This window comes from Flavobacterium arsenatis, assembly GCF_031456785.1.
GTDB classification, from domain to species: Bacteria; Bacteroidota; Bacteroidia; order Flavobacteriales; family Flavobacteriaceae; genus Flavobacterium; species Flavobacterium arsenatis.
Window position 1 is genome coordinate 1 of the sequence record NZ_JAVDVI010000023.1, and the last position, 21603, is coordinate 21603.

General features: G+C 32.2%; 23 protein-coding genes. 1 reads left to right on the forward strand and 22 read right to left on the reverse strand.

The window, feature by feature from the left end; translation table 11 throughout:
* Positions 1-60 precede the first annotated feature (60 nt).
* From J2X31_RS17370 to J2X31_RS17395, 6 genes are all read right to left on the reverse strand, one after another.
* Positions 61-1149, reverse strand: a complete 1089-nt coding sequence (locus J2X31_RS17370; protein WP_310028681.1) for a S41 family peptidase — start codon at positions 1147-1149, stop codon at positions 61-63.
* Positions 1150-1190: 41 nt separating this feature from the next.
* The gene (locus J2X31_RS17375) at positions 1191-1850 is read right to left on the reverse strand and encodes a hypothetical protein (protein ID WP_310028683.1); all 660 of its coding nucleotides are present in this window, start codon (positions 1848-1850) and stop codon (positions 1191-1193) included.
* A 105-nt stretch (positions 1851-1955) separates the two neighbouring features.
* Positions 1956-2579 (reverse strand): toxin-antitoxin system YwqK family antitoxin, encoded by a 624-nt coding sequence (locus J2X31_RS17380; RefSeq protein WP_310028685.1) that lies wholly within the window; start codon positions 2577-2579, stop codon positions 1956-1958.
* Positions 2580-2720: 141 nt separating this feature from the next.
* Positions 2721-3248, reverse strand: coding sequence for a hypothetical protein (locus J2X31_RS17385; RefSeq protein ID WP_310028686.1), 528 nt, complete (start codon positions 3246-3248; stop codon positions 2721-2723).
* Between the two features lie 12 nt (positions 3249-3260).
* Positions 3261-4334 carry a toxin-antitoxin system YwqK family antitoxin gene (locus J2X31_RS17390; RefSeq protein ID WP_310028688.1) on the reverse strand — a complete coding sequence of 358 codons (1074 nt, stop codon included), beginning with the start codon at positions 4332-4334 and terminating at the stop codon, positions 3261-3263.
* 10 nt (positions 4335-4344) lie between these two features.
* Positions 4345-5748 (reverse strand): toxin-antitoxin system YwqK family antitoxin, encoded by a 1404-nt coding sequence (locus tag J2X31_RS17395; protein WP_310028691.1) that lies wholly within the window; start codon positions 5746-5748, stop codon positions 4345-4347.
* A gap of 344 nt (positions 5749-6092) precedes the next feature.
* On the opposite strand from J2X31_RS17395, the gene J2X31_RS17400 reads away from it, so the two are divergent.
* A complete protein-coding gene (locus tag J2X31_RS17400; RefSeq protein ID WP_310028693.1) occupies positions 6093-7196 on the forward strand; it encodes a Fic family protein in 1104 nt (367 codons plus the stop codon).
* Between the two features lie 17 nt (positions 7197-7213).
* Here the strand turns inward: J2X31_RS17400 and J2X31_RS17405 are convergent, their stop codons facing one another.
* The 16 genes from J2X31_RS17405 to J2X31_RS17480 all read right to left on the reverse strand — a co-directional run bounded on the left by J2X31_RS17405 (position 7214) and on the right by J2X31_RS17480 (position 21513).
* Positions 7214-9130: a sensor histidine kinase gene (locus J2X31_RS17405; protein ID WP_310028695.1), complete on the reverse strand. Its 1917-nt coding sequence runs from the start codon at positions 9128-9130 to the stop codon at positions 7214-7216.
* On the reverse strand, positions 9127-9873 hold the full coding sequence (locus tag J2X31_RS17410) for a LytR/AlgR family response regulator transcription factor (protein ID WP_310028696.1): 747 nt from the start codon (positions 9871-9873) through the stop codon (positions 9127-9129). The genes J2X31_RS17405 and J2X31_RS17410 overlap by 4 nt, the downstream gene beginning before the upstream one ends.
* A gap of 117 nt (positions 9874-9990) precedes the next feature.
* Positions 9991-10566 (reverse strand): hypothetical protein, encoded by a 576-nt coding sequence (locus J2X31_RS17415; protein ID WP_310028697.1) that lies wholly within the window; start codon positions 10564-10566, stop codon positions 9991-9993.
* Between the two features lie 58 nt (positions 10567-10624).
* The gene (locus J2X31_RS17420) at positions 10625-11263 is read right to left on the reverse strand and encodes a hypothetical protein (protein WP_310028698.1); all 639 of its coding nucleotides are present in this window, start codon (positions 11261-11263) and stop codon (positions 10625-10627) included.
* On the reverse strand, positions 11263-11820 hold the full coding sequence (locus J2X31_RS17425; RefSeq protein ID WP_310028699.1) for a hypothetical protein: 558 nt from the start codon (positions 11818-11820) through the stop codon (positions 11263-11265). Before J2X31_RS17425 ends, J2X31_RS17420 begins: the two co-directional genes overlap by 1 nt.
* A gap of 585 nt (positions 11821-12405) precedes the next feature.
* Complete coding sequence (locus J2X31_RS17430) at positions 12406-13785, reverse strand: energy transducer TonB (protein ID WP_310028701.1); 1380 nt, start codon at positions 13783-13785, stop codon at positions 12406-12408.
* Between the two features lie 254 nt (positions 13786-14039).
* Positions 14040-14768 (reverse strand): YARHG domain-containing protein, encoded by a 729-nt coding sequence (locus J2X31_RS17435; protein ID WP_310028703.1) that lies wholly within the window; start codon positions 14766-14768, stop codon positions 14040-14042.
* Between the two features lie 189 nt (positions 14769-14957).
* Positions 14958-15674 carry a toxin-antitoxin system YwqK family antitoxin gene (locus tag J2X31_RS17440; protein ID WP_310028706.1) on the reverse strand — a complete coding sequence of 239 codons (717 nt, stop codon included), beginning with the start codon at positions 15672-15674 and terminating at the stop codon, positions 14958-14960.
* Between the two features lie 293 nt (positions 15675-15967).
* Positions 15968-16561 carry a CHAP domain-containing protein gene (locus J2X31_RS17445; RefSeq protein ID WP_310028708.1) on the reverse strand — a complete coding sequence of 198 codons (594 nt, stop codon included), beginning with the start codon at positions 16559-16561 and terminating at the stop codon, positions 15968-15970.
* 479 nt (positions 16562-17040) lie between these two features.
* Complete coding sequence (locus J2X31_RS17450) at positions 17041-17361, reverse strand: hypothetical protein (protein WP_310028710.1); 321 nt, start codon at positions 17359-17361, stop codon at positions 17041-17043.
* A 12-nt stretch (positions 17362-17373) separates the two neighbouring features.
* A complete protein-coding gene (locus J2X31_RS17455; RefSeq protein ID WP_310028713.1) occupies positions 17374-17664 on the reverse strand; it encodes a hypothetical protein in 291 nt (96 codons plus the stop codon).
* 191 nt (positions 17665-17855) lie between these two features.
* Positions 17856-18650 carry a hypothetical protein gene (locus J2X31_RS17460; RefSeq protein ID WP_310028715.1) on the reverse strand — a complete coding sequence of 265 codons (795 nt, stop codon included), beginning with the start codon at positions 18648-18650 and terminating at the stop codon, positions 17856-17858.
* A gap of 10 nt (positions 18651-18660) precedes the next feature.
* Positions 18661-18885 carry a hypothetical protein gene (locus J2X31_RS17465; RefSeq protein ID WP_310028716.1) on the reverse strand — a complete coding sequence of 75 codons (225 nt, stop codon included), beginning with the start codon at positions 18883-18885 and terminating at the stop codon, positions 18661-18663.
* A 57-nt stretch (positions 18886-18942) separates the two neighbouring features.
* A complete protein-coding gene (locus J2X31_RS17470) occupies positions 18943-19920 on the reverse strand; it encodes a hypothetical protein (protein ID WP_310028718.1) in 978 nt (325 codons plus the stop codon).
* Positions 19921-19929: 9 nt separating this feature from the next.
* The gene (locus J2X31_RS17475) at positions 19930-20859 is read right to left on the reverse strand and encodes a hypothetical protein (protein ID WP_310028720.1); all 930 of its coding nucleotides are present in this window, start codon (positions 20857-20859) and stop codon (positions 19930-19932) included.
* A complete protein-coding gene (locus tag J2X31_RS17480; RefSeq protein WP_310028722.1) occupies positions 20860-21513 on the reverse strand; it encodes a hypothetical protein in 654 nt (217 codons plus the stop codon). It abuts the gene before it with no gap.
* Positions 21514-21603: the final 90 nt, after the last annotated feature.

Consider the following 21603-nt stretch of genomic DNA (forward strand, 5'->3'; position numbering starts at 1 on the left):
TTAAATATTTAATTGTCAGAGATTTAAATATACTAAATTTTACCTTTTTGTACAATATTTTTAGCCTAAATTATTAATCGAGTTCAGGTTTATAGCAAATTCTAACCAATCTCCAATTGTGTCGTCTAAATATAGGTCTGGTTGAATGCCTATGTTATCAATTGGATAGTTAGGAAGCCTTACTGAACGATAGGTTGGCAATGTTAATTCATAATTGTCGCAACCAAACTTAAACTCTCTGATAGAGCCGTAGTCCAAAACACCCATTGTAGGCGTTCCCATTATTTTTACTTTCTTACTTTGTCGGGCAGAAAATAAAAAATTTTCTCCGGCACTGGCAACATTACTATTCGCTAAAATAATTACCTGTGTTGGGCTTTTTGATTTAAGCTTAATGGTATCAATTATTACTTTCTTATTGTTATATAGTACACATTTGCCAAGGTTGTCTTTATACTCTTTCAAACCATCTTCAATTTCCTTTACTTGCTTTAAAGAATCAATAGCTCCCTTGTTGATGTTTTGAACGGCATAATCTCTCAAACCATTGATTAGGGTTTGTGTGGAGAGAAATTCAACATTCATTATTCTCAAAGGGTTAGTCAAAATATAAGGAAGTAAGGGTTGATATACATCGTCAGTACCTCCAAAATTGTCTCGTACGTCAATAATTATTGCTTTCGCTTTTTCAATTTGCTTTTTGTGCTGTTCTACAAGATTTTTTAGCGGAACAATATTTTCATATTTAAAACTCGAAATTTTTATATAAAAAATAGTCTGCGTTAGTAGTCTTGCCTCAATTTCTGTTTTTTGGGGTTTTTGTTCATTCTGATTTGAAACTTCTATATCACTTTTTTTCTTTTCTTGCAAATAGATGTGTTCATCTTTAAAAAAGGATATATACTCATTTAATATACTAATACAATTTTGGGTTTTTACGGAATCGACTTTTAGTAAAAGTGTACTTTTTTGATTTTTATATAAATCTGCCACTCGATTTGTTTTTTCCTGAAATCCAGGATATTCACTTTCTATCTTTAAAACAAGATTTTGTAGGGCAGTATCACAATTGCAATTATTTTGAGCAAAAATAAAACTGGAAGAGAAAAGCACTAAAGTAGAAATTAGGAATTTTTGTTTATTGAACATATTTTTATTTGTAAAGTAATTGTTTTTGAACGTTCGGTGTTTTAGCAAGGAAACCACCAATGCATATAGTATAGTTTTCCATTTTTTATAAATATGTTTATGTGTCCGTCAGAAATGTTGTTTTCATCTTCTCTTAACTGAATTACTTGTAAATTACCTTCTCCATAAACATCCATTGTATCAACATTGTCAATTGCATTTGGAAATAGTTTTTGTAGGTCATCTATTGTTGTTGAAGAGTTTAATTTTACACCTTTGTAAAGAATAAAGTTACTATTTGTAAATCTAAATTCGTCAACTGCTATTTTTTCTTTATAATTTTCAAAACGTGAACCTTCTTTGTAATAATATAAAAATTCATCAAAATTACTATTATCATTTTTAAGTTCAGTATCGAAAATAAACGTACAAGGCTCTTCTTTTGCCAATTGCTTAATACTATCAGATTTGCCAAACACTTTTTCAAACTCAACTAATGAAAAGTATCGAGATAATTTCCCATTAAAAAGAATTTCATCTACTTTCATAACTTCATTTTGTCTGTCAGTTATTTGAGTAGAATCATATTCAACTTTAAGTTCTGAACTTGCTTTTTTTTCTTCAAAAGGCTCACTTTTTTTTATTGAATTCGTGTTATTATTATTATTATTATTACACGAAATTGTAATTAAAAAAATTAAAATTGTTGGTAAATATTTCATTTTGTTAGGGTTTTATACACTGATGCAAACTGCGAATAATCATCCAAACCATTAAAAAACAATAAACGACGATTGAGATAAACCCTTGTTGTGCGATTGTGCTGGTTAGTGATTTTCAGTTTCTATCAGGTTGCCTTGTTCATCATATTCTTTCCATTCGCCTATTTGTTCACCATTCTCATATTTTCCAATCCCCCACAACTGTCCGTTTTCGTAGTAACTTTTAAATTCCCCTGTCTGTTCTCCATTTTTAAAATATCCGATGCTTCTCAATTTTCCATTTTGGTGATAACCTTTCCATTCACCTGTTTTAAGTCCATTTTCATATTTTCCAATGTTAGATAATTGTCCATTCTCGTGATAAAATTTCCATTCGCCAGTTAGTAATCCGTTTTGATAGGTTTCGACTTGCATAGGATTATTGTTGTTGTAATATTTTTTCCATTCGCCTTCTTGTATTCCATTTTCAAAATTGCCAACCATATGCAATTCACCATCTTCATAGTAATATTTGAACTCTCCATTCTCGAAATCATTTTCAAAATTTCCGATAACAAACACTTGACCGTTATCGTGGTAATATTTAAATTCTCCTACTTTTTCTCCGTTTTCGTCTGAATAATATTGCTCTTTAACTTGTCCGTTTCCATAGTAAGTTTTATGTTCTTTTCCTTGAGAACACGCAACTAAATGATTTAACATCAGTATGAGTAATAATAGTTTTTTCATTGTTTAATAATTTTTCAATTTCTTTCTGAAGACTAAAAATTCTGCAATGCTTCGGATTAGCACTAAAGTCAATAAGATGTACTTCGCTTGAATTTTGCATTTCAGCCCGCATAATGCCAACCCTTGTTAGCTGTAGTTTTTTTATTTTTCAGCCATAATTCTTTTATATGTTGCTGAATAATCGCCACCTTTTCCGCCAGACATTATGAGAATAACCATTGTTGTACTTCCGTAACCGCATAATCCAAGGTCGTTTTCAGCATTATTGTACAAAACAAATTTGTGCACATCACTATAAAAATAGAATGGAAGGAACGGCAAAAGTTTGTGATGTTTCTTTATAGAAACGTAATCTTTATACACTTTTGCTTTTACTGTGACTTCGTTTTTCTTTACTCCATTGTCGTAAACGGTAGCTGTGATGTATTTTTTGCCGTCAAAATAGATTTTGGTTTGCACATTTTCACTGTATTTTGTGGTGTCTATTTTTGTGGTCTTGTTTACGTGAAATTCATTCCACAAACCTTTACCAGCATACATTCCGTTGATGTTTTCGATGTTTAGTTTTTGTGGTTGTGCGTTGCAGTTATTTACTACGCTTCTGCTTGTGGTGCAGGAAGTGAGAGAAATTATCAGCATTGCTATTGGTAAAATGATTTTATGTTTCATTTCTATTTTTTTTTATAATTGCGATTTTATTTCTGCAACAATTTCTTTTGGTAGAAATTTTTCAAGTGTATAGGTAAGTACCGCTCCGATCATTGCAAAGCGCACTTCTTGGGTGTAATGGTTATAAATTGCAACAACCAATCTTTTATCTTTGATTTCGATAATGGTATTACCATCCTTTTTACTTATTTCGCCAATTTTATATCTGTCTTTGCCTATTGTTTCAATAAGATACAATGCGGTTGCTATTTCTTCTTTGTTATGGTAGCCGTTAACAGTCATTTCAAAATTCATTACAGCTTCTAACACCCCCAAATATTTATTCTCTTTTATGATTAACTTTTTGGGCTTTTGTACTTGAATTGCTGTTAAATTTACTTTCAAATCTGGCAGGTCATCCCAATTGTCAAAGTTGCTTTGAAGCGAACTCTTCATTTGTTCTTTAGAAAAAGAAGTTGCTTTTAAAAAATCTTCTGATACAAAATTTACTGCCTTATCAAAATCTTTTTGCTTAAGTAAAGCGTAAAATTCTTCAAAGTTGCTTTTCATCAAATCTTCAATTTCAGAAAAATATTGCTCTCTTTTTATACGATTGCCTTGTTGGTTATAGAATTTTGATTTGCCGGTTTGTTTTCCGTTTGCATATTTAGTTAATACAGACAATTGACCATTTTTGTGATAAGATTTCCATTCGCCTGTTTGTATTCCGTCTTCATAACTACCATTTTGAAATAAATTTCCATCGTCGTAATAAACTTTCCATTCGCCTGTTTCCTTTCCGTTTTTAAAGTTTCCAATACTCAGGAGTTTTTCGTTAGTATGATAAAACTTCCATTCGCCATTTTTTTCGCCATTTATAAAATTTCCAATACTTTCTAAGTGCCCGCTTTCAGTGTAAAATTTCCATTCGCCGATTTCTTTTCTGTTTTTGTCATATTTGCCCGTTTCTTTGAGTTTTCCGCTTTTATATGTGATGTAGGAAAAGCCGTTTGTTGTTCCGCTATTTTCGTTAGGTGCTACCATTATTTGCCCAAAAGCAAAAAAATGGGCAAAAAGTAGCGCCGTGGTTATCAGTATGTTTTTCATCTGTATTGGATTAAAATTTTTCTGTTTCTATCAGATTGCCTTGTTCGTCATAATGTTTCCATTCGCCGGTTTCTTTGTAGTTTTCATAATTCCCTACTGCCTGTAGTTTTCCATTCTCGTGATAATATTTCCATTCGCCAGTTTTGTTCTTGTTTTCATCAAATTGCCCAGTGCTCGATAAATTACCATTATCATAATATCCTTTAAATTCACCAAATAGCTTACCGTTTTTATAGTTAGCAAACGTATGCAATTGTCCGTTTTTATGATATGATTTTCTCTCACCATCTTTCAGCTTTCCATCTTCATTATAATTATTTATACTTTCTAATTGTCCATTATCGTGATAGTAGGACCATTTACCTACTTGCTTTTCATTTTCAAATCTCCCGATAGAACTTAATTGTCCATTTTTGTGGTAATATTTCCATTCGCCTGTTCTTATATTGTTTTCAAAATATCCTACTGCACATAGTTTTTCTTTTTCATAAATTCTCCACTCGCCTGTTTTCTTGCCGTTTTTATCGTATAGACCCTTTTCAGTATAATCTTCGTCTCCATTACCTTTTGTCGGTGGTGGATAATGTATTTCTTCTGGGTCAGTTCCACTATAAGTGATTAGATTGCTGAATGTAAACCTTCCACTACTGAAATAATATGTAATTGAGTTTTCGACACGCCTATCTTTCATTCTATTAAATCTTTCATTATCGGCAAAATAATTCTGAAGAATGTTGTCATCTTTTATTTCTATTTTTTCAAATGATGTCATATAGTTACCCATTCCCAAACCTCTGCTAAAATCATACTTTGTTATTTCGTTCAGTTTGTTTCTTGCAAAATGTGACGCATCGTGATCGAGATATGATGTTTTTACGGGAAATCCTTCTACCAAGAAAATTCCAAAATCATTTTCTTTTGGATTATTCAACTTGTTAACACGAGTTTCTATTTTGGTTAGATAATACAATCCGTTGTTTTTGAAAAAATCAAATGTCACACCGTAAGAAGTCATAATCCAGGCACTGTTAAATTTTGGGTCAAACTTTTTAATGTCTTCTGAGAAATCTTTATCAGGAAATTTTTTCAGAAAATCGTTTAATTCTATAAACAGAGGAATGGGTGTGTCGTTCCAATAAAATATTTTCTTTCTGTATTCGAACCTGTTTTTCTGTTGCTTGAATAGAAATATTGCAAGCAAGGGCGATATTTTTTGTTCAGCTACATTTATAGGACTTGATTGGTCGTCAAGAGCCAATGTATAATCAATTTTGGCATCTACACCTCGGTCTGTAAAGAAGAATTTATATCCATCTATGATTTCCTTTTTTCCTTCTTCTTTTGCGTTGTCTGTTTGAGCAAAAACAAAAATATGCGAGAACAAAAAGACAAAAATTAAAAGTATTTTTTTCATTCGTGTATGTGTTTGATTTGGAACGAGGTTTTTTAAAATTACGGCTAACTCTCAGATTGACGCAACTGTGCTGTTTTTAATTATTTACTGTCGTTTGTTATCGTTATAAAATTAAGGCGTTTTTATATTTCAATGGCAAACCATTTACAATTCGCAAGGTTTCGTTTACGATTCGTAGGAAAATGATGTTTTTTGGTGAAATTTTTTATAAAAAAGAAGTTATTGTCACAAACCTGAAAAACAAATTTTGCAACGAATAAAGTATTTATTTGTTGCAAAAAATGCAACGATAAATTTGTGAATGCAACGAATAAGTTTTATATTCGTTGTAAATTATGCAACGAATGAGTGTTTTTATACATCAACAAAACCAATGGCCAAACTTCACGTGGAAAAACGATGAAATCCTTAACTTGTTAAGTGAGGCAAGAAATTTACAAGGAAGACTCATAGGGAAAATGGAATCTTTGGGGTTTGACTTGCGGAATGAAGCATTGCTTGATACTTTGACGCTCGATGTTTTGAAATCTTCAGAAATTGAAGGCGAATTTTTAAATCCAGATCAAGTTCGCTCGTCCATAGCAAGAAAATTGGGTATGGAAATAGCAGGTTCGGTTGAATCTGACAGAAATATTGATGGCGTGGTTGAAATGATGGTCGATGCTACACAAAATTGCTTCAAACACTTAACCACAGAACGCCTTTTTGATTGGCACGCATCCTTGTTTCCTACTGGTAGAAGCGGAATGCACAAAATAACCGTAGCAGATTGGAGAAGCGATACAACTGGACCAATGCAAGTAGTTTCAGGAGCTTTGGGTAGGGAAAAAGTGCATTTTCAAGCACCCGATTCAATTTTGATTGAAAAAGAAATGAATCAGTTTTTGAATTGGTTTAACCATAATTTAGAAAATGATTTGGTAATAAAAGCATCAATAGCCCATTTATGGTTCGTGACCATTCATCCTTTTGAAGACGGAAATGGCAGAATAACAAGGGCTTTGACCGATATGTTACTAGCACAATCCGACAAGAGTAATCAGCGATTTTACAGTATGTCTGCCCAAATACGCATTGAAAGAAAGCTGTATTATGAAATGTTGGAAAAAACACAAAAAGGCAATCTGGACATAACGGAATGGATAAATTGGTTTTTAAACTGTTTGATAAATGCCTTGAAATCAACAGATTCACAATTAATCAAAATTTTATTTAAAGCAAATTTTTGGACTACAAATTCTACGACATCAATCAACGAAAGACAAAAAAAACTGCTCAATAAATTATTAGACGGATTTGACGGAAAACTGACTTCCTCTAAATGGGCAAAGATTGCAAAATGCTCAAAAGACACAGCGATACGTGATATAAATGATTTGATAGGCAAAGGTATTCTTCAAAAAGAGACCGCTGGAGGAAGAAGTACTAACTATGAATTAAAAAATTGAATAACTAAAAATCACTACTAATAAACCACCGGAACCTGAATAATAACTTCGGTGCCATTCTCTAAAGCAGTCACAGCCACATTGGCCTCTTTGCCCAAATGGCTTATGCGTTCTTTACTGATAATGCCCGAAAGAGAACGGTGTGCCAAAGGTTTTTGTTGAGGATTTTGGCGACCGCTGTCCTTGATTTTAATCTCAAGCATTTCGTTTTGAATGGTAAAGTCGATATGTACAAATCCGTCTTTACTGTTGAGGTCTATGCCGTGTAAAATGGCGTTTTCAACAAAAGGTTGTATAAGCATTGGTGGCAACATAAGTGCTTCCATATCTTGCTCTTCGGGTAAATTGATTTGATACGTAAAAGCGTTTTCAAATCGCATTTGTTGCAGGTTCAGGTAGTTTTCCAATGCTTCTAATTCTTGACCCAAAGGCACCGTTTTTTCTCGGCTTAACTCTAAACTGCTTCGTAACAATCTACTAAATTTATTCAAATACGTAATGGCTTCTTCTTTTTTATCAAGACGAATAAAACTTTGCAATGCCGACAAGGTATTGAAAATAAAATGAGGTTCCATTTGAGTTCGTAGCAGTTGTTGTTGCAATAAAACTTGTTCTCTTTCTTGCAAAACACGTCGATGTTTGTAGGTTTTATAAATGAAAAACAAGAGAATGCCCAACAAAACAATTGCCAATGTGGTAATGATGAGCCAAAGTTTATTTTGCTCCAATTGCAATGCTTTTATTTTTATGTTTTCGTTTAAATTTTGGATAGAACGGTCTTTGGCTTGCAGTTGATAAAGCGTGTTCATCTCTGCAACTGCTTGCGTGTTTTTGGTTTCAAAATTGCTTTTCTGCAATTCGTTAGTTTCAAACAATAGCTTTATGGCTTGTTTATTTTTTCCTTCTAATTCATACAAACCCGCCAAATTTTTCTTATAGAGTATAAGTGCTTCTGTAGAAATTAGGTCTTGGTGTGTTTGCAATAGTTCGTTTGCCTTTTCAAAATAGGAAGAAGCCACTTTTTGATTTTTTTGACGAACATAATTTATACCAATATTTATGTAAGAAATAAAAAGATTATTGATAAATGCTTGCTCTTTGGGATTGTATTGATAGGTGTCTATGTAAATTTTGTTTTTCAATAATTCGTAGTGCAAAATTGAATCAAACTGTTCGGTACGTTGATAATAAATAGATTTGCTATCATACAAAAAACTAATGTCAAAATGTTCAGGAAACGCTTTTTGCAAATCTTCCAATTGCTGTAAATACGGTTTCATATTTTCTGGAGATTCATCAAGGGCTTTCATTGTTTGTATAATTTGCGTGAGTGGCCGTTGCTGATTGATATGTGTTGGAGGCAATTGTGGCGTTAGTGCTAATGCAGCTTTGTTCATTTGTTGTGAAAGCTCAAACTGATATAGATGTTTATTGCTTTGAGCCGCAGATAACAACATAATAGATTTGGCGACTGGTTTGAGGTCAATAGTAGAATCGGCAAGTATGATTGTGGCGGCTTTGTTGTAATAATAATTTGCCTGATGTTCTTTAGATTTGCTGTTCCACACATTACCCATTCCGCTGTAAATGCGTGCTTTATCGGCCCAATTTTCTGCTGTAGGTTCAATTAATTCTAAAGCTTTTTCTATAAATAAAGTAGTAGAATCATTTTGCCTCATACCATAATATCTTGCCAAAAAATAATTGGCTTTTGCAGCTAATAAAGTATCTGCTGCAATTTGAGGATTTTTCAAATATTGAGTCCAAGCAGTTTTGACAGAATCGGTATTTTGATCGGTTACTCTAATATTTGCCAAAGTATCAAATTCCGTCTTAAATCTTTCTATATCAGATTGGTTGATGGTTTTTTTTTGGTTGCAAGATGTAGCAAATACTAACGCAACTATCGCTAAAAACAGGTAAGTGTGTTTCATTTATCTTTGAGTGAAAGATGGCTTAAAATGAAGGTTTTTCTACGCATTGAAATGGGTATTTCTTCTTTATTGTTCAATAATAAATACTCAGATTTGCTGATGCCCATTACGCAATTTCTATTGACCAAATACGATTGGTGTGTTCGTAAAAAATAAGGCGAAGGCAAGAGATCTTCATAGAATTTTAAAGGTTTGGAAATCAATTCTTTTTCGCCATTGCTTAAATAGAAAAACGTATAAGGTCCGTCGCCTTTGCAGTAAAGAATGTCTGCCACATTTACGATTCGCACATTGTTGAGTGTGTGCAAAGCTATACGTTCGGGCAAATCATTGGTAGAAAAGGTTTCTTGCATTACCGACAATTGTTGCATCCAATTGGGGTTTTTATCTCTACGTTGTCTAAAGCGTTGCAGAGCTACTTTGAGTTCGCCTTGTTCAATTGGTTTTAGCAAATAATCTAAAGCACCGTACTTGATGGCTTTGATGGCAAATTGGTTGTAAGCCGTAATAAAAATGATGTTTTCCGGAAAAGGATCAAGATTTTTCAACACGTCAAACGCCGTGCCGTCAATCAGTTGGATGTCCATCAAGATCACGTCGGGTTGTTGGTTTGAAATCAATTTTACCGCATCTTTAACATTATCACTCCAACCCAACAAATGTGTGTCAGGCTCTTGTTCTATCAAGAAACTGATTTCTTTTCGGATGGCGGGTTCGTCTTCAATTATGGCTATTGTTATCATTGAGCTTGAATATGTTGGTAGTAAATTTATCAATATATTTTCAGAAAAAGCATCGTGAGTTTCATCTTTGTTAAAATTATTTATAATCAAGTTAGTATGTTTTGAAATCTTTGTGGTTTATTTCGAATCAACTTTCATTAATTCAACATAGATGTTATTTAAAAAATTTTGCTGTTCTACATCATCTTTAAAATAACGTTGATAAAGCACACTGCAACTTTGAACATCGGCAATGTTTTTCGTGTTAAACGACCAATCGTCTATGTTTTTTACTGTAATATCCAAATCATAACTGCAACTTTCCCACAATTTGGAAAACTTTGTTTTTTTATCTTCTGATAATTGACTAAAATCTGCAGAAACTGTAAAACCACGCATCTTTGGATTAAAAAATTTACTGATTCCAGTTACGGGAACACCGCCCCAATTGATGGTTTCGCCAACAGGTAAATCTATGTAAATCAGTTTGTTTTCATTCAACATCTTGTCTTGTTGCCCTTCTTTAAAAAAATGTTCTTCATAGGTCAACTTTGTTCCCGTTGGTACTGCAATTTTTTTGATGACCAATGGTTTTGTTGTGATATAATACGGATAATCTGGTGCAGAATTTCCACCAGTTGGATTCATATTGCCAATACAGCTTGATAATAGAAGTAAAACCGAAAGAAGCGAGAATAGTTTGAAAAATTTCATAGGTAAAGTATCGGTTGTTTTTATTTTTTTTAATTATTTTCTACATCTATTTTAATGGTCACTCCAACTTAAATTTCACGTACAACACAATTTTTTTATCATCAGAAATCATCTTTATTTCATCGTTTTTTCGTCCTGCAAATCCTTTGCCGATGTCTAAACTGCTTCGCAATGTAAAAGAATTGAAACGACTAAGAACACTGTCTTTATAGCAAAGTTGCAATTGCAAACTATCGTCAATAATATCTCGTGGAAAATATTCATTAAAAGAAATGTCAATGGTAGTGGGTGCTTTGGTAGCTTTTGGATTAAATGAATAAGATGGAAGTTTGAGATACACAATGCTGTCTTTCAAATTCATAAACTGTAATGAATAGTGTCGGGCTTGCAATTCCAATTCATAATAGACTGCACCATTTGGCGAAAGCATAGAATCGGTTTTTCGGGCATCGTGCCAAGCGTGTTCCGAAACTTGTTCCAATGAATCAGCATATTTGACACTATAATAATCATTCTTGATGATTTTGATGCTTTCCATTTTTGCAGATGTTAGATGTTCGCCTTTTTTATATTCGTTCCATTCGTCCCAAATGGTGGGCCAGATATTTACCACAATAAAAGTGAGCGATACCAACACAAAAAAGCCAATGCCGGAGAGCAAAAATAGGTTGAGTAGTTTTTGAGAAAGCTTATTCATTAGTTATCGTATTGAAATTTTAGCACCATATAAATCATCATTTTACCATCGGTTGAAACCTGTTTTACTTCAACTTGTTTGGAATAATAATTGCCAAAATCTTTTCGCTTGGGCAAATAATCGACAAATTGAAACGCTGGAAAGCTACTCAACACCACATCTACATCTTTGCGATACGTAAGCTGAAAGGTGCTATTCATTTTATCAACCGGAATAAATGGCGAATTTTCTGTTGAAAAAAATGCCGTATTGGGTGGCGAATAAATGCCGTTGGAATATTCAGAATTGGCATATACAATGCTGTCATTTTGTGCAGTAAGAGCAAATTTATATTGATGTGATACATCTATTTCTTCTTTTTTGAAGTGATTATTTTTATAAACCCTTACTTCGGCAATGCTGTATTGTAGCGAGTTTTGGTCAATCGTACTATTTTCATTTTTAAAAGCCGGGATGATTTCTTTTGTTATCATCATATAATAAAATCCACAGAAAAATAGGATGGAAAATAGGAGGAAGATGGTGAGTAATCTTTTGGTAAATTTTGATAGTTGCATTTTTACTTTTTATTAGTTTAAAACATAAATTTGTATTATTTATTACTCTGATTTGTGGGAATGATGTATTCCGAACCTATTTTTTGAAATTTATTTCTCTTAAACATTTTGCTTATTTTTTTGAATTAATACAACTCAAATTTTATGGAATAAATATAATTGGTATAAAATCCCAACGGGATGATATTATTATAGAAATACCAGATTTTGTATGAGCGTGAACCTCGAAGAGGTGACATTTTTTTTACCAAACTACAAACAACAATATCAGCTCTTCGAGGCTTTTTTGGGTTTGAATTTACATTAGTTCTAATAATCATTCGGTTCTATAATCATTTCAGTTCTATAATCATTTCAGCCTTTCAGGCTTTTTTCTTTAAATACGTTGATACGTGCTAGTGATAAATTGAGAACCCATAAAATTTTTATTGATGGTTTGTTTGTTGAAATTTTCTTTCTCTGCAATTGTTTTTGGAATTTCCTCAAGCAGGTTTTTTACATTCGCAATAGGTAAAATTGCCCAAAGCAACCTACCGTTGCGATTTTTCGTTTTATGGAAGCTCTGTAGGAGCGACCTGTTGATTTTTATTGAGTTTTAAACATTACCGGCAATCTATAATAACTTCGCACCGCAATTCCGTCTTTTTTTGCAGGTGTCCATTTGGGCATTTTACTAATAATTCTTATTACCTCTGCATCGCATTCTTTTGAAAGGCTCCTTTCTATTTCTATATTGCTGACACTTCCATCTTTTTCTACAACAAATTTTGCAATTACATTTCCTTGAATACCTGACTCTTTTGCTTCATCTGGATAAATCAAATGAGTGCTTATGTGTTTGCTTATTGCATTGTTTCCTCCTCGGAAAATGGCACGCTCATCTACTTTATTTAAAATTTCGCCTTCATAATTATTGTCATTGGAAGCTGATTTTCCTTCTTTATCAAAAAAACCTAAACCCAATTGGTCCAAATAAATTTTAGGATAATATATTTTTCCTAAATGTAGATTGACATCAAACTGTGCAATTTTTTCATCATCTTTTTTTAAGGTAATGGTATTTTTTCGGGCACTAACATCATATTGGGTTGAAAATAGTATAAGCGGATTGTTGTCATAATATTTTCGTTCTATAAAAACTTGATTTTGTCCGTTTTTTTTGCGAATGTCAATTAGCGGATATTCGGGTCGTACTATTTCTGACATTGTTGGTGACGGGTATCTTTGACTAACTTTTTCTCCTAATGCTTCCGAAACCAAATGGTTTATATCCAAATATTCATCTTTTGGTTTTGAAGTTGTTTTTATTAATTTCAAATTATGGTCATAAATTTTGATTTGCTTTTCGGTGGTAAAAGCTGTGTAGTCAAAGTTGCTTTCGTAGTTTTTGTCTTTCCATAAAGCATACATTCCGGTAGCAATAATTTCTAAAACTGGTTTTGCATCTGCCGGATTTTTGAAAATTTGAAACTGATTTTGAGGTTCTGAAACTTTTGGTGGCATCAGTTTACCCGTTTTTTTATCTCTGTATGATTTTGATTCTGGAAAAATCGTTTCAGTTTGATAAAAATAATCACCAACGGTTTGTATATTTTCTCTGCCTTTGGGCAAATCAAAACGCGTGTCGCTGTGATGACTTAGCAAATAGTCTCTGCCGTTGTCGGTTATTTGCATATACATTTCGTTTTTGTATGAAAATCTGTAAGTTATAATTTCTTCTACATATTCATTTGTGCCGTTTTCTCTGCTAAATATTACGGTTTCATTGTCGTTCTTAAAAATCCATTTATTTTTTCCATAAAGTTCTTCAACATACCATTTATAATTGGCAGGTAGAACATCATTACTTAATGTATCTGTAACTCCGGCTTTTTCGTGAAATTTATAAATGTGATAAAGCTCGTTTGTTTGTGCAAATGTGCAACTGCTGATTAATATGGCAATTGCGAAGATTATTTTTTTCATTTTGATTATTTCTAGGTTTTTTCCAAAAGTAAAATCTTCTTCATTAAAATGCATAACCATTTACAATTCGCAAGGTTTCATTTACGATTCGTTAGAAAGTTTGGGGAAATAGGAGAAAAAAAACCTGAATTTTGCAGTCCGCCTGATGCAAACTACGAAGTAATCATCGAAACCAAACGAAGTGGTTCGGCGGAGTCAAACCATTAAAAAACAGTAAAAAGGATTGAGATAAACCCTTATTAGCGGTAGTTTTTTTATCCCGCAACAATTAATTCAACAAATTTTAGTTGATTATTCTTCCACTCAAAGTTCCAAAAGTATACAAATTCATTTATCATATCAGTTGGATAAAGTGACTCTCCAAATTCAGAACCACCTTGATTTGCATAACGAATAGCAACCTTGTTTTTATCAATAGATATTTCGTAAACCATTACAAAATCTCCATTATCAACTGTTACTCTGTAAATCCCTTTATGTTTTGTCCAGTTTATGTCATCGATATTTATTTTTTGTAATGATTCAGAAATATACTTAAGTATATCTTTATTGTTTTCATAATTATTAGATGAAAAGTTGAATTTATCAGTTAAAATTGTTCTACTGTTAGATAATATAGCCGATTTAAAATTTTTAAGCTCGGTTATCAGTTTTTCTCTGTCCGATTTTAGTACGGTTGTCTTGTCTTGAAATAGTTTTATGTTTTGTTTTTCTATTGAGTTATAAATAATTTTGCTATTGTCAGAAATAGATTTGTACCAACTTTTTTCAGAATAATACCCATCAATTTCAGAATTTGCAAATTTATAACCTCTTCTTGCAAATAAATCATTTGTCAAAAAACGGATTTCGTCAATACTTAAATCTTTGATTTGATTTTCTTTTATAATTTGAGTTGAGCAAGTTGAACAATCTTTTAATGTTTGTCCGAATGCTTGTGTAATAACTGTCAAAATTAAAATTGTAAATATTGTCCTTGTCATTTTTCAGTTAGATTATCTTTTATTCTATTTCCTATATATTCATCAAACATTTTTTGCTCATATTTGTGTATCGAAGCATCCCGATATCTATCGGGACTGATATTATTACTAATGTTTAATTGAAAAACTGCCGTTGAATTTTGCATTTCAGCCCGCCTGACGCAAAACCCTTGTTGGCGGTAGTGCTTATCAGTATTTGTCAGTTTTTATAAATTCTCCTTTCCAATTATAAGTCCGCCACTCTCCAATTCGTTTGTCGTTTTTATAATTTCCTACTTCTTTTAATTGCCCATTATCGTAATAGAATTTCCATTCTCCTTTGGCTTTGTTGTTTTTATAACTTCCAGCTTCTCTCAAATTTCCGTTGCCGTAATAAAATTTAGATATTCCTGTTATCTTTCCGTTTTTATAAGGTGTAACTTGTTGCAAAGTTCCATCGTTCCAGTAAAATTTTCTTTCGCCATTTTCTTTTCCATTTTTATAATTTATAACTTGCATTAATTGCCCATTATCATAGTAAGTTTTCCATACTCCTGATTTTTCGCCTTTAATATCAAATTGTCCCGACTGTTGCAGTTGTCCATTAAAGTGGTATGATTTATTTTCCCCAACTCGAATATTTCCTTTTTTTTTGCTTAATTCAAAGTTTTCAATTTCTTTCAGATTTCCATTGGTATGATAGTATTTCCATTCTCCTACTTCCCAACCTTTCTCATAATTACCAACAATACTTAATGCTCCATTATTGTAATCATAGTATTTCCATTTACCTGTTTTGTTTCCTTCTTTATCAAGTTTTCCCTCTTCTCTTAAATTCCCATTTTCATAAAAAGTTTTATGTTCTTTTTGTGCAAAAGCAAAAGTGCAGATGAAAATAAATGTCAATAGTAATATTATTTTTTTCATCAAGTTTTTATGTTTTTCATTTTTGGACGAGCGTTGGTTTAGCATATCGCACAACTCTCAGATTGACGCAACTGTGCCGTTTTTAATTATTTACTGTCGTTTGTTACCGTTTTAAAATTAAGGCGTTTTTATATTTCAATGGCAAACCATTTACAATTCGCAAGGTTTCGTTTACGATTCGCAAGAAAGTTTGGGGAAATAGGGGAAAAAAACCTAAATTTTGTACATCTTGTCCCGAACTTCTATCAGGATCAGTTCGTTTGAAGTAAGTTGTCATTGTTTTGCCAATAGCATCATTCTTTCCTTAACCATCCTAAAATCCTTTCATTTTCGATTTTCCATTTTCCGTCAATTTTTTCAACCGAAAAGCTTTCTCTTGATTTACCAAAAGGTCCCGGATTTTGTTGGATTACTTCGATTTTAATCTCTGCAACGTTTGAGATGATAGCCACGTGACCGTATCTGTTAAAAGGCGTTCCGTCAAAAATAAGAAGGTCGCCAATTTTAGGTTGTGTTTGGCTCGGATTGGTATATTGGGTTAAATTTCGTTTCTCGTTTTTTTGTCCATCTGCCAACGTGCTGTCGAAGAAATCTTTTGCGTTTCCGTAGCTGTCGGGCATTTTATGGTTGTAATGTTCAAAATAATATCGTTTTACAAATTCAACACATTGGTATTTTAATCCTAAATTATAGCCGTCTGCAGTTGTGTTTCTTTCGGCTACATTGCTAACTCCACCGTTGTAATAGACGACAACACCGTTCAGGCTGTCGATTTTTTGTCCAACTTCAAAGTCTGTGTTAAAGTTGAATTTTTTAAATGACCAAAGTCCGGCATAACCCAAAATGAGGAGTCCGATTAGTAAATATATCCAACGCTTAAATTTCATTCTTTCTGTGTGTTAATTATTTCTTTCTTTATCAAATATAAAAAACATCTCTGTTGAAATACTCAATCATTTACAATTCGCAAGGTTTGGTTTACGATTCGTTGGGAAGTGGATGAATAACCAAATAAGCAAAGGCAAAGGCAAAACGAAAAAGAGGATAAAGAGTGCTCATTATTTTGTGTTTTTAATTTTAAAAAAATAAAGAATAAAACCGATAACCATTGGCAATAACAAAATACCAAGAAAACACAAATACAAAAAATGAAAATATTCATTAAACTCCGCATTGTCGCCACCAATGCATTGCACCGTATTTCCCCAAAAATCCTTTACCTCCATATTTTCAGGTGTATTTTCGTTACAAGCAAGACATTCCGGTAAAACTGCCCAAAAATAAAATCCTAGCGGAAACAAATAGAAAACGAAAAAGATTTTCGTGATTTTTTTAAACTTTTTATGATGAGATAATTCCATCTTTTTTATATTTTTTTAGGCATCATAACGATAAAAACCAATAAAATTATTTGAATGATAATTATGGCAAGTAGCATAATTTGAGTTTGAAATGCAAAGTTTGAAATGCGTTTTTCGTTGCTTCTATTCAAATCTATTTGGTTGGTTAGTAGTTTTTTCTCACAGTCGTCAATATCGGTTCGTTCATTTATTTTATGTTTGGCATCCATCACATACCAATCGGTTTTGTTGGATGCAATGTCAAGATGTTTTACGTAATCAATAAACATCCAGCCACAAACAACGATGGTCATTAGAGTTAATGTTATAGCAATTGTTTTTTTCATTTGTTAAATTTTTTATTGTTCACAATATCTTCCAACATTTCCTTTCAAATCTTTCACATACAATCTTCTTTCGCCATAATGCAAAGTTATTGTGTCAATCACACCAACCAACGAATCGGTTTTGTGCCAGTAGATACTATCGTTTTTTTCGTACAAATATTCTTTATTGAAAACCATAACATCAGAAACATAACCTGGACCATCACTGAACTTCCAAATAGAGTTTTCGAGATTGTTTCTTTCTTTTTCCGAGTTACAGCTAAAGAAAATGATTGGGATTAGAAATAGGATGAGGTTTTTCATTTGCATATTTTTCAATAATTTTAACTTTCTGGTTTCAAAATCGAAATCAAATTTTTCATATCAACGAGGCTTTAATAAACAGGTCGCTCCGATGGAGCTTTATTGAATTGATATTTTTTTCTATTAACAGTTCGTCCCGATGGGACTTCTTTTAGCTTTATCGGGGCGACGTGATAAATTTTTAGCAAGCATTAATGTTTTTCAACAATCTTTACTTTGAAAAATTGACTTTTTATTCCGTCTTCAAAATATTCCGTTTCCGTTAAATATAACGTGTTTTCATCTGCCCAAAACGATTCGCCAATGGTACACAACCAAAGTTTTGTCAATTTTTCAAATTCTTTGTCAAGTTGAATTATTTTCACATATTCGTTATTAATTTTCCTTTGAATAAAATAAGCATAACATTCTTGACCCTCAAAATGTCCGTTTAACCTGAAATTTTCTTTTGGCGAAAAATCAATTACATCAGGATTTCCTGTTTCTTCGGTTTCTTTTCCGTTTTTTAAATTAAAACTGATGTCGGTTGTATGACCGCCTTCGCACAGCAAAATGTCTTCTTCCGGGTAATAGGCAATGAAATAAAAGTAATCCCATTCATTGGTGTATCCAATTTTTTTTCCGTTTCTGAAATGTATTTTTTTGATAGCCAGATATTCGTCATCTGTATTTTTTTCATCAAACTCCACAATTCCTTTCAGCATTTTTTTGGCTTCATTAATGTCTGTGATTTTTGTAATTTTTTTCTTGATTGGTGCTGTTTTTTCTTTGAAAGAATGATACTGCAAAGAATCAATTTCTTCAACGCTGATAGCATATTCAACCATTTTTTCAGACTCTTCAACCGAAACTGATTTTAGGCTGTCATTTGGTTTTTGAATTTCGGTTTTTGTGGGATTTTGGTTTTCTGTTTCGTTTTTACAAGATTGCAATCCGAAACCAAATGAAATCAATAATAATAAAAAGGATGTGAATGTGTTTTTCATTTTAGAGTTTTTAAAAAATCAGTAATAGTACTACAATGATTGGGATTGCAAGTATCGTAATTGCTTTTGTGGAAGTTTTTTTATCGGATTTTGTGATGAAAAAAATTCCTGCAAAAATCATTAATAAAAATAGCCAATAGTATGAAAATGACATAAAGTATGCGATGTAAAGTATGATGCATCCTAAAGTTTCAATAAGAATCCCAAGATAATAATAGAGGTTACTTTTACTCATTTTTGTTTGATTTTAATAATTTGATTGCTAATACTTTATGAAATGTTATGGCTTTTCTCAATTTTCATTTCGTCTGAAATATTTATCCGCGAAAACCTCATTTTGAATTTGTTTGCTGTACTTTTCTACCCATTCTTTGTAGTAATATTCGGCATACAAAATGTTGTTTTTGAGCGTGTATTTTGCAAAAGGCTTCCCTATTTCGGGTACTTTTTTCAGCCCGAAAGTTTCATTGACTCCATTATCAAAAACACAATCCATTTCCTTGGCCCAAATCATTTCAAACTCGGTTTCATTGATTTTTTTGATGGGATAATCATAAGCACATTGACCGTGATAAAAATAGATGAGCGATGTTTCTCCTACACGAAAATCGACTCTTGAATTTTCCCATTTTCCCAAAATATCCACTTTTTTTGCTGGTGTTTCTTCACGGTTGAGGAACTTGATTTCGGTAATTTTCCACGTGTTTTTTTCTTTTTCTAAAATAACGGTTGACAAAGGTGTGGCATCATCTTGACCATTATAGTTTTGATAAATATCAAGCGAAGCTTTATTATCATTGATTTTTTTGATGTTTCTTGCAGAAAACCCATTTGGATGTTCCTGACTTTTCAGCCAATAATAGTAATAGAGATCAACACAATATTCATCATACTCATAAACATCTGCACTTTCAAATTCTGAATAGTCTATAGTTGAAATAAACTCTGCACAACCTTGCAATCTTTCATTTTCCTGACGGATGAATTTCTCGGAAATCGTTCCCAAACTCCTCAAAGTTTTGAAATAAGAAACCGTGTCCACCAAGCATTTTCCGTTTTTATCTTTAACGATGTCGCAGTTGGGAAAATCGTTTTTAAAATACCAATCATAAAAAGATTTTCCGTTTTGCTCGATGGTTTTTAGTTCGTCGACAGGTTCTTTTTCTATTTGATTTTCGATGTTTTCAACTGGTTTTTCAGTGTTGGTTTTTTCTTCTTTAGAATTACAACTTGTGAGGAAAATTAGCGGGATTAGGAGTAGGTTTTTCATTTTGTGTTTTTAGTATGCTTTCTTTTCTTCCATTTCGGAAACACTCATTTCGATTAATTTTCCATTTTTATATGTTTCGACATAATATTTAAAATCTTTGATGAAACGAATTTGCTTTTCAATCAATTTTCCGTTTTCATAATATTCATCAATACTTTTGTTGTTTTCCGAAAAACTTTTTGCAATCAATTTTCCGTTTTTATAACTTGTAGAAATTTGATTTCTATTTTCATCCAATTCTTCTTTTAGTTCGATATTGCCATTGCTGTCATATTGTTCTAAATAAAAATAGGGAAAGCTTCCTTTAGTCAAAAGTGTTATTTTTCCATCTTTGTAGTTTTTTTCAACAACTTGACCATCAATTATTTCCTTGTGCTTTGATATTTTTCCATTATTGTCATAGTCAATTCTTGTTTTCTTAATTTCATCTATAAAAGCGATTATTTTTCCGTTTTCGTCATAGTTTATAATTACCGCTTTCAAGCTGTCTTTTTTTGTGAAATATCGTGTAACTTTTGAGCGGATTTTGTTGTTCCCATCGAATATTTCAGAAGTGAGTATGCTGTCTCGGAAAGGTTCAAAAATCTGTCTATTAGCAAGAAGTTCATCTATGTAAACTTCGGTTTGGCTGATTTCTGAATCTTTGATATAGGTAATTTTCTTTTGGTAATCCTTTTTATAAACCGTTTTGCCGGTAATGAGTCCGTTTTTGTCAATAGAAAAAGTATCATCTTGTAAACTATTACCAATCTTGCGGTTTATTTTATAATTTCCTTTTTGGAGATTGATTTTGCTATTGTTTTCAGTGTTCTCTATAAATACTTTTTCTATAGGGAAACGGCTGAGATTAATGTCTAAATTTTCCTGTAATTCTTGATGATTTTGCCCAAAAATATTTGTTGAAAATATAAAAATGAGGAGTAGAAATAGTTTTTTCATTTATTCAAAAGTTTCATTTTCAAGGTTAAACACAAAAGTTTTTTCCCTTAATTTGAGGAATTTTGAATAATTATCAAAGTGTGATGAACCCATAAAGCCTTCTTTGAATGATGCAGATATGTTTTTTCCTTTTCGGGGCAAATCAATGGTAAATTGAAGCCTAAGATTATCTTTGTCTGACTGGTTTGTTCCTTTCTTTGTAAACTCACTTATCAGGTTGTTGATAAACACTTTAAAATTAGAGGTGTAGCTTTTCAAATATCCGTTTCTGACTTCGGATAGATTTCCGTTTTCATACTCAAAAAATTTAAAATCGTTTTGATGAAACCCTCCGTTGCTTCCCATAACACTTGAAACGGCTATCAGTTTTTTGCTTTTGAGATTCCAATAGGTAATTTCGTAAATTCCATAGCCCGATTGTCCTTCGGTATAACTTTGTTCCAACCTTAAATACCCGTTTTCCGAATCATAATCCAAAGAATAAAGCATATCATCTTTTTCTAATGTTTGGTTTTGAATTAAGTTCCGTCTTTCTATGAAACTTAAATTATCGACATACTTTTCGGGAATGGAATAGAAAAAGTCCACAATGCTTTGGGAATACGCAACTTGGATGGAAATCAATAGGATTGCTGATGTGATTAGTTTTTTCATTTGTAGTTTTATTTTATAGATTTTATTTGATTGAAATTATCTATAGCAATTAATATCGTTGACAAGCTAAGTTGTGTTATTTTGTATTTT

What these genes read in the sequence shown, in the direction of transcription:
- J2X31_RS17425 (WP_310028699.1), bottom strand. Translation starts at nt 11,820, where the DNA reads ATGCAACTATCAAAATTTACCAAAAGATTACTCACCATCTTCCTCCTA.
- J2X31_RS17465 (WP_310028716.1), bottom strand. Translation starts at nt 18,885, where the DNA reads ATGAGTAAAAGTAACCTCTATTATTATCTTGGGATTCTTATTGAAACT.
- J2X31_RS17430 (WP_310028701.1), bottom strand. Translation starts at nt 13,785, where the DNA reads ATGAAAAAAATAATCTTCGCAATTGCCATATTAATCAGCAGTTGCACA.
- J2X31_RS17380 (WP_310028685.1), bottom strand. Translation starts at nt 2,579, where the DNA reads ATGAAAAAACTATTATTACTCATACTGATGTTAAATCATTTAGTTGCG.
- J2X31_RS17475 (WP_310028720.1), bottom strand. Translation starts at nt 20,859, where the DNA reads ATGAAAAAACTATTTCTACTCCTCATTTTTATATTTTCAACAAATATT.
- J2X31_RS17405 (WP_310028695.1), bottom strand. Translation starts at nt 9,130, where the DNA reads ATGAAACACACTTACCTGTTTTTAGCGATAGTTGCGTTAGTATTTGCT.
- J2X31_RS17385 (WP_310028686.1), bottom strand. Translation starts at nt 3,248, where the DNA reads ATGAAACATAAAATCATTTTACCAATAGCAATGCTGATAATTTCTCTC.
- J2X31_RS17440 (WP_310028706.1), bottom strand. Translation starts at nt 15,674, where the DNA reads ATGAAAAAAATAATATTACTATTGACATTTATTTTCATCTGCACTTTT.
- J2X31_RS17480 (WP_310028722.1), bottom strand. Translation starts at nt 21,513, where the DNA reads ATGAAAAAACTAATCACATCAGCAATCCTATTGATTTCCATCCAAGTT.
- J2X31_RS17455 (WP_310028713.1), bottom strand. Translation starts at nt 17,664, where the DNA reads ATGAAAAACCTCATCCTATTTCTAATCCCAATCATTTTCTTTAGCTGT.
- J2X31_RS17420 (WP_310028698.1), bottom strand. Translation starts at nt 11,263, where the DNA reads ATGAATAAGCTTTCTCAAAAACTACTCAACCTATTTTTGCTCTCCGGC.
- J2X31_RS17390 (WP_310028688.1), bottom strand. Translation starts at nt 4,334, where the DNA reads ATGAAAAACATACTGATAACCACGGCGCTACTTTTTGCCCATTTTTTT.
- J2X31_RS17415 (WP_310028697.1), bottom strand. Translation starts at nt 10,566, where the DNA reads ATGAAATTTTTCAAACTATTCTCGCTTCTTTCGGTTTTACTTCTATTA.
- J2X31_RS17375 (WP_310028683.1), bottom strand. Translation starts at nt 1,850, where the DNA reads ATGAAATATTTACCAACAATTTTAATTTTTTTAATTACAATTTCGTGT.
- J2X31_RS17400 (WP_310028693.1), top strand. Translation starts at nt 6,093, where the DNA reads ATGAGTGTTTTTATACATCAACAAAACCAATGGCCAAACTTCACGTGG.
- J2X31_RS17435 (WP_310028703.1), bottom strand. Translation starts at nt 14,768, where the DNA reads ATGACAAGGACAATATTTACAATTTTAATTTTGACAGTTATTACACAA.
- J2X31_RS17410 (WP_310028696.1), bottom strand. Translation starts at nt 9,873, where the DNA reads ATGATAACAATAGCCATAATTGAAGACGAACCCGCCATCCGAAAAGAA.
- J2X31_RS17450 (WP_310028710.1), bottom strand. Translation starts at nt 17,361, where the DNA reads ATGAAAAAAACAATTGCTATAACATTAACTCTAATGACCATCGTTGTT.
- J2X31_RS17460 (WP_310028715.1), bottom strand. Translation starts at nt 18,650, where the DNA reads ATGAAAAACACATTCACATCCTTTTTATTATTATTGATTTCATTTGGT.
- J2X31_RS17470 (WP_310028718.1), bottom strand. Translation starts at nt 19,920, where the DNA reads ATGAAAAACCTACTCCTAATCCCGCTAATTTTCCTCACAAGTTGTAAT.
- J2X31_RS17395 (WP_310028691.1), bottom strand. Translation starts at nt 5,748, where the DNA reads ATGAAAAAAATACTTTTAATTTTTGTCTTTTTGTTCTCGCATATTTTT.
- J2X31_RS17445 (WP_310028708.1), bottom strand. Translation starts at nt 16,561, where the DNA reads ATGAAATTTAAGCGTTGGATATATTTACTAATCGGACTCCTCATTTTG.
- J2X31_RS17370 (WP_310028681.1), bottom strand. Translation starts at nt 1,149, where the DNA reads ATGTTCAATAAACAAAAATTCCTAATTTCTACTTTAGTGCTTTTCTCT.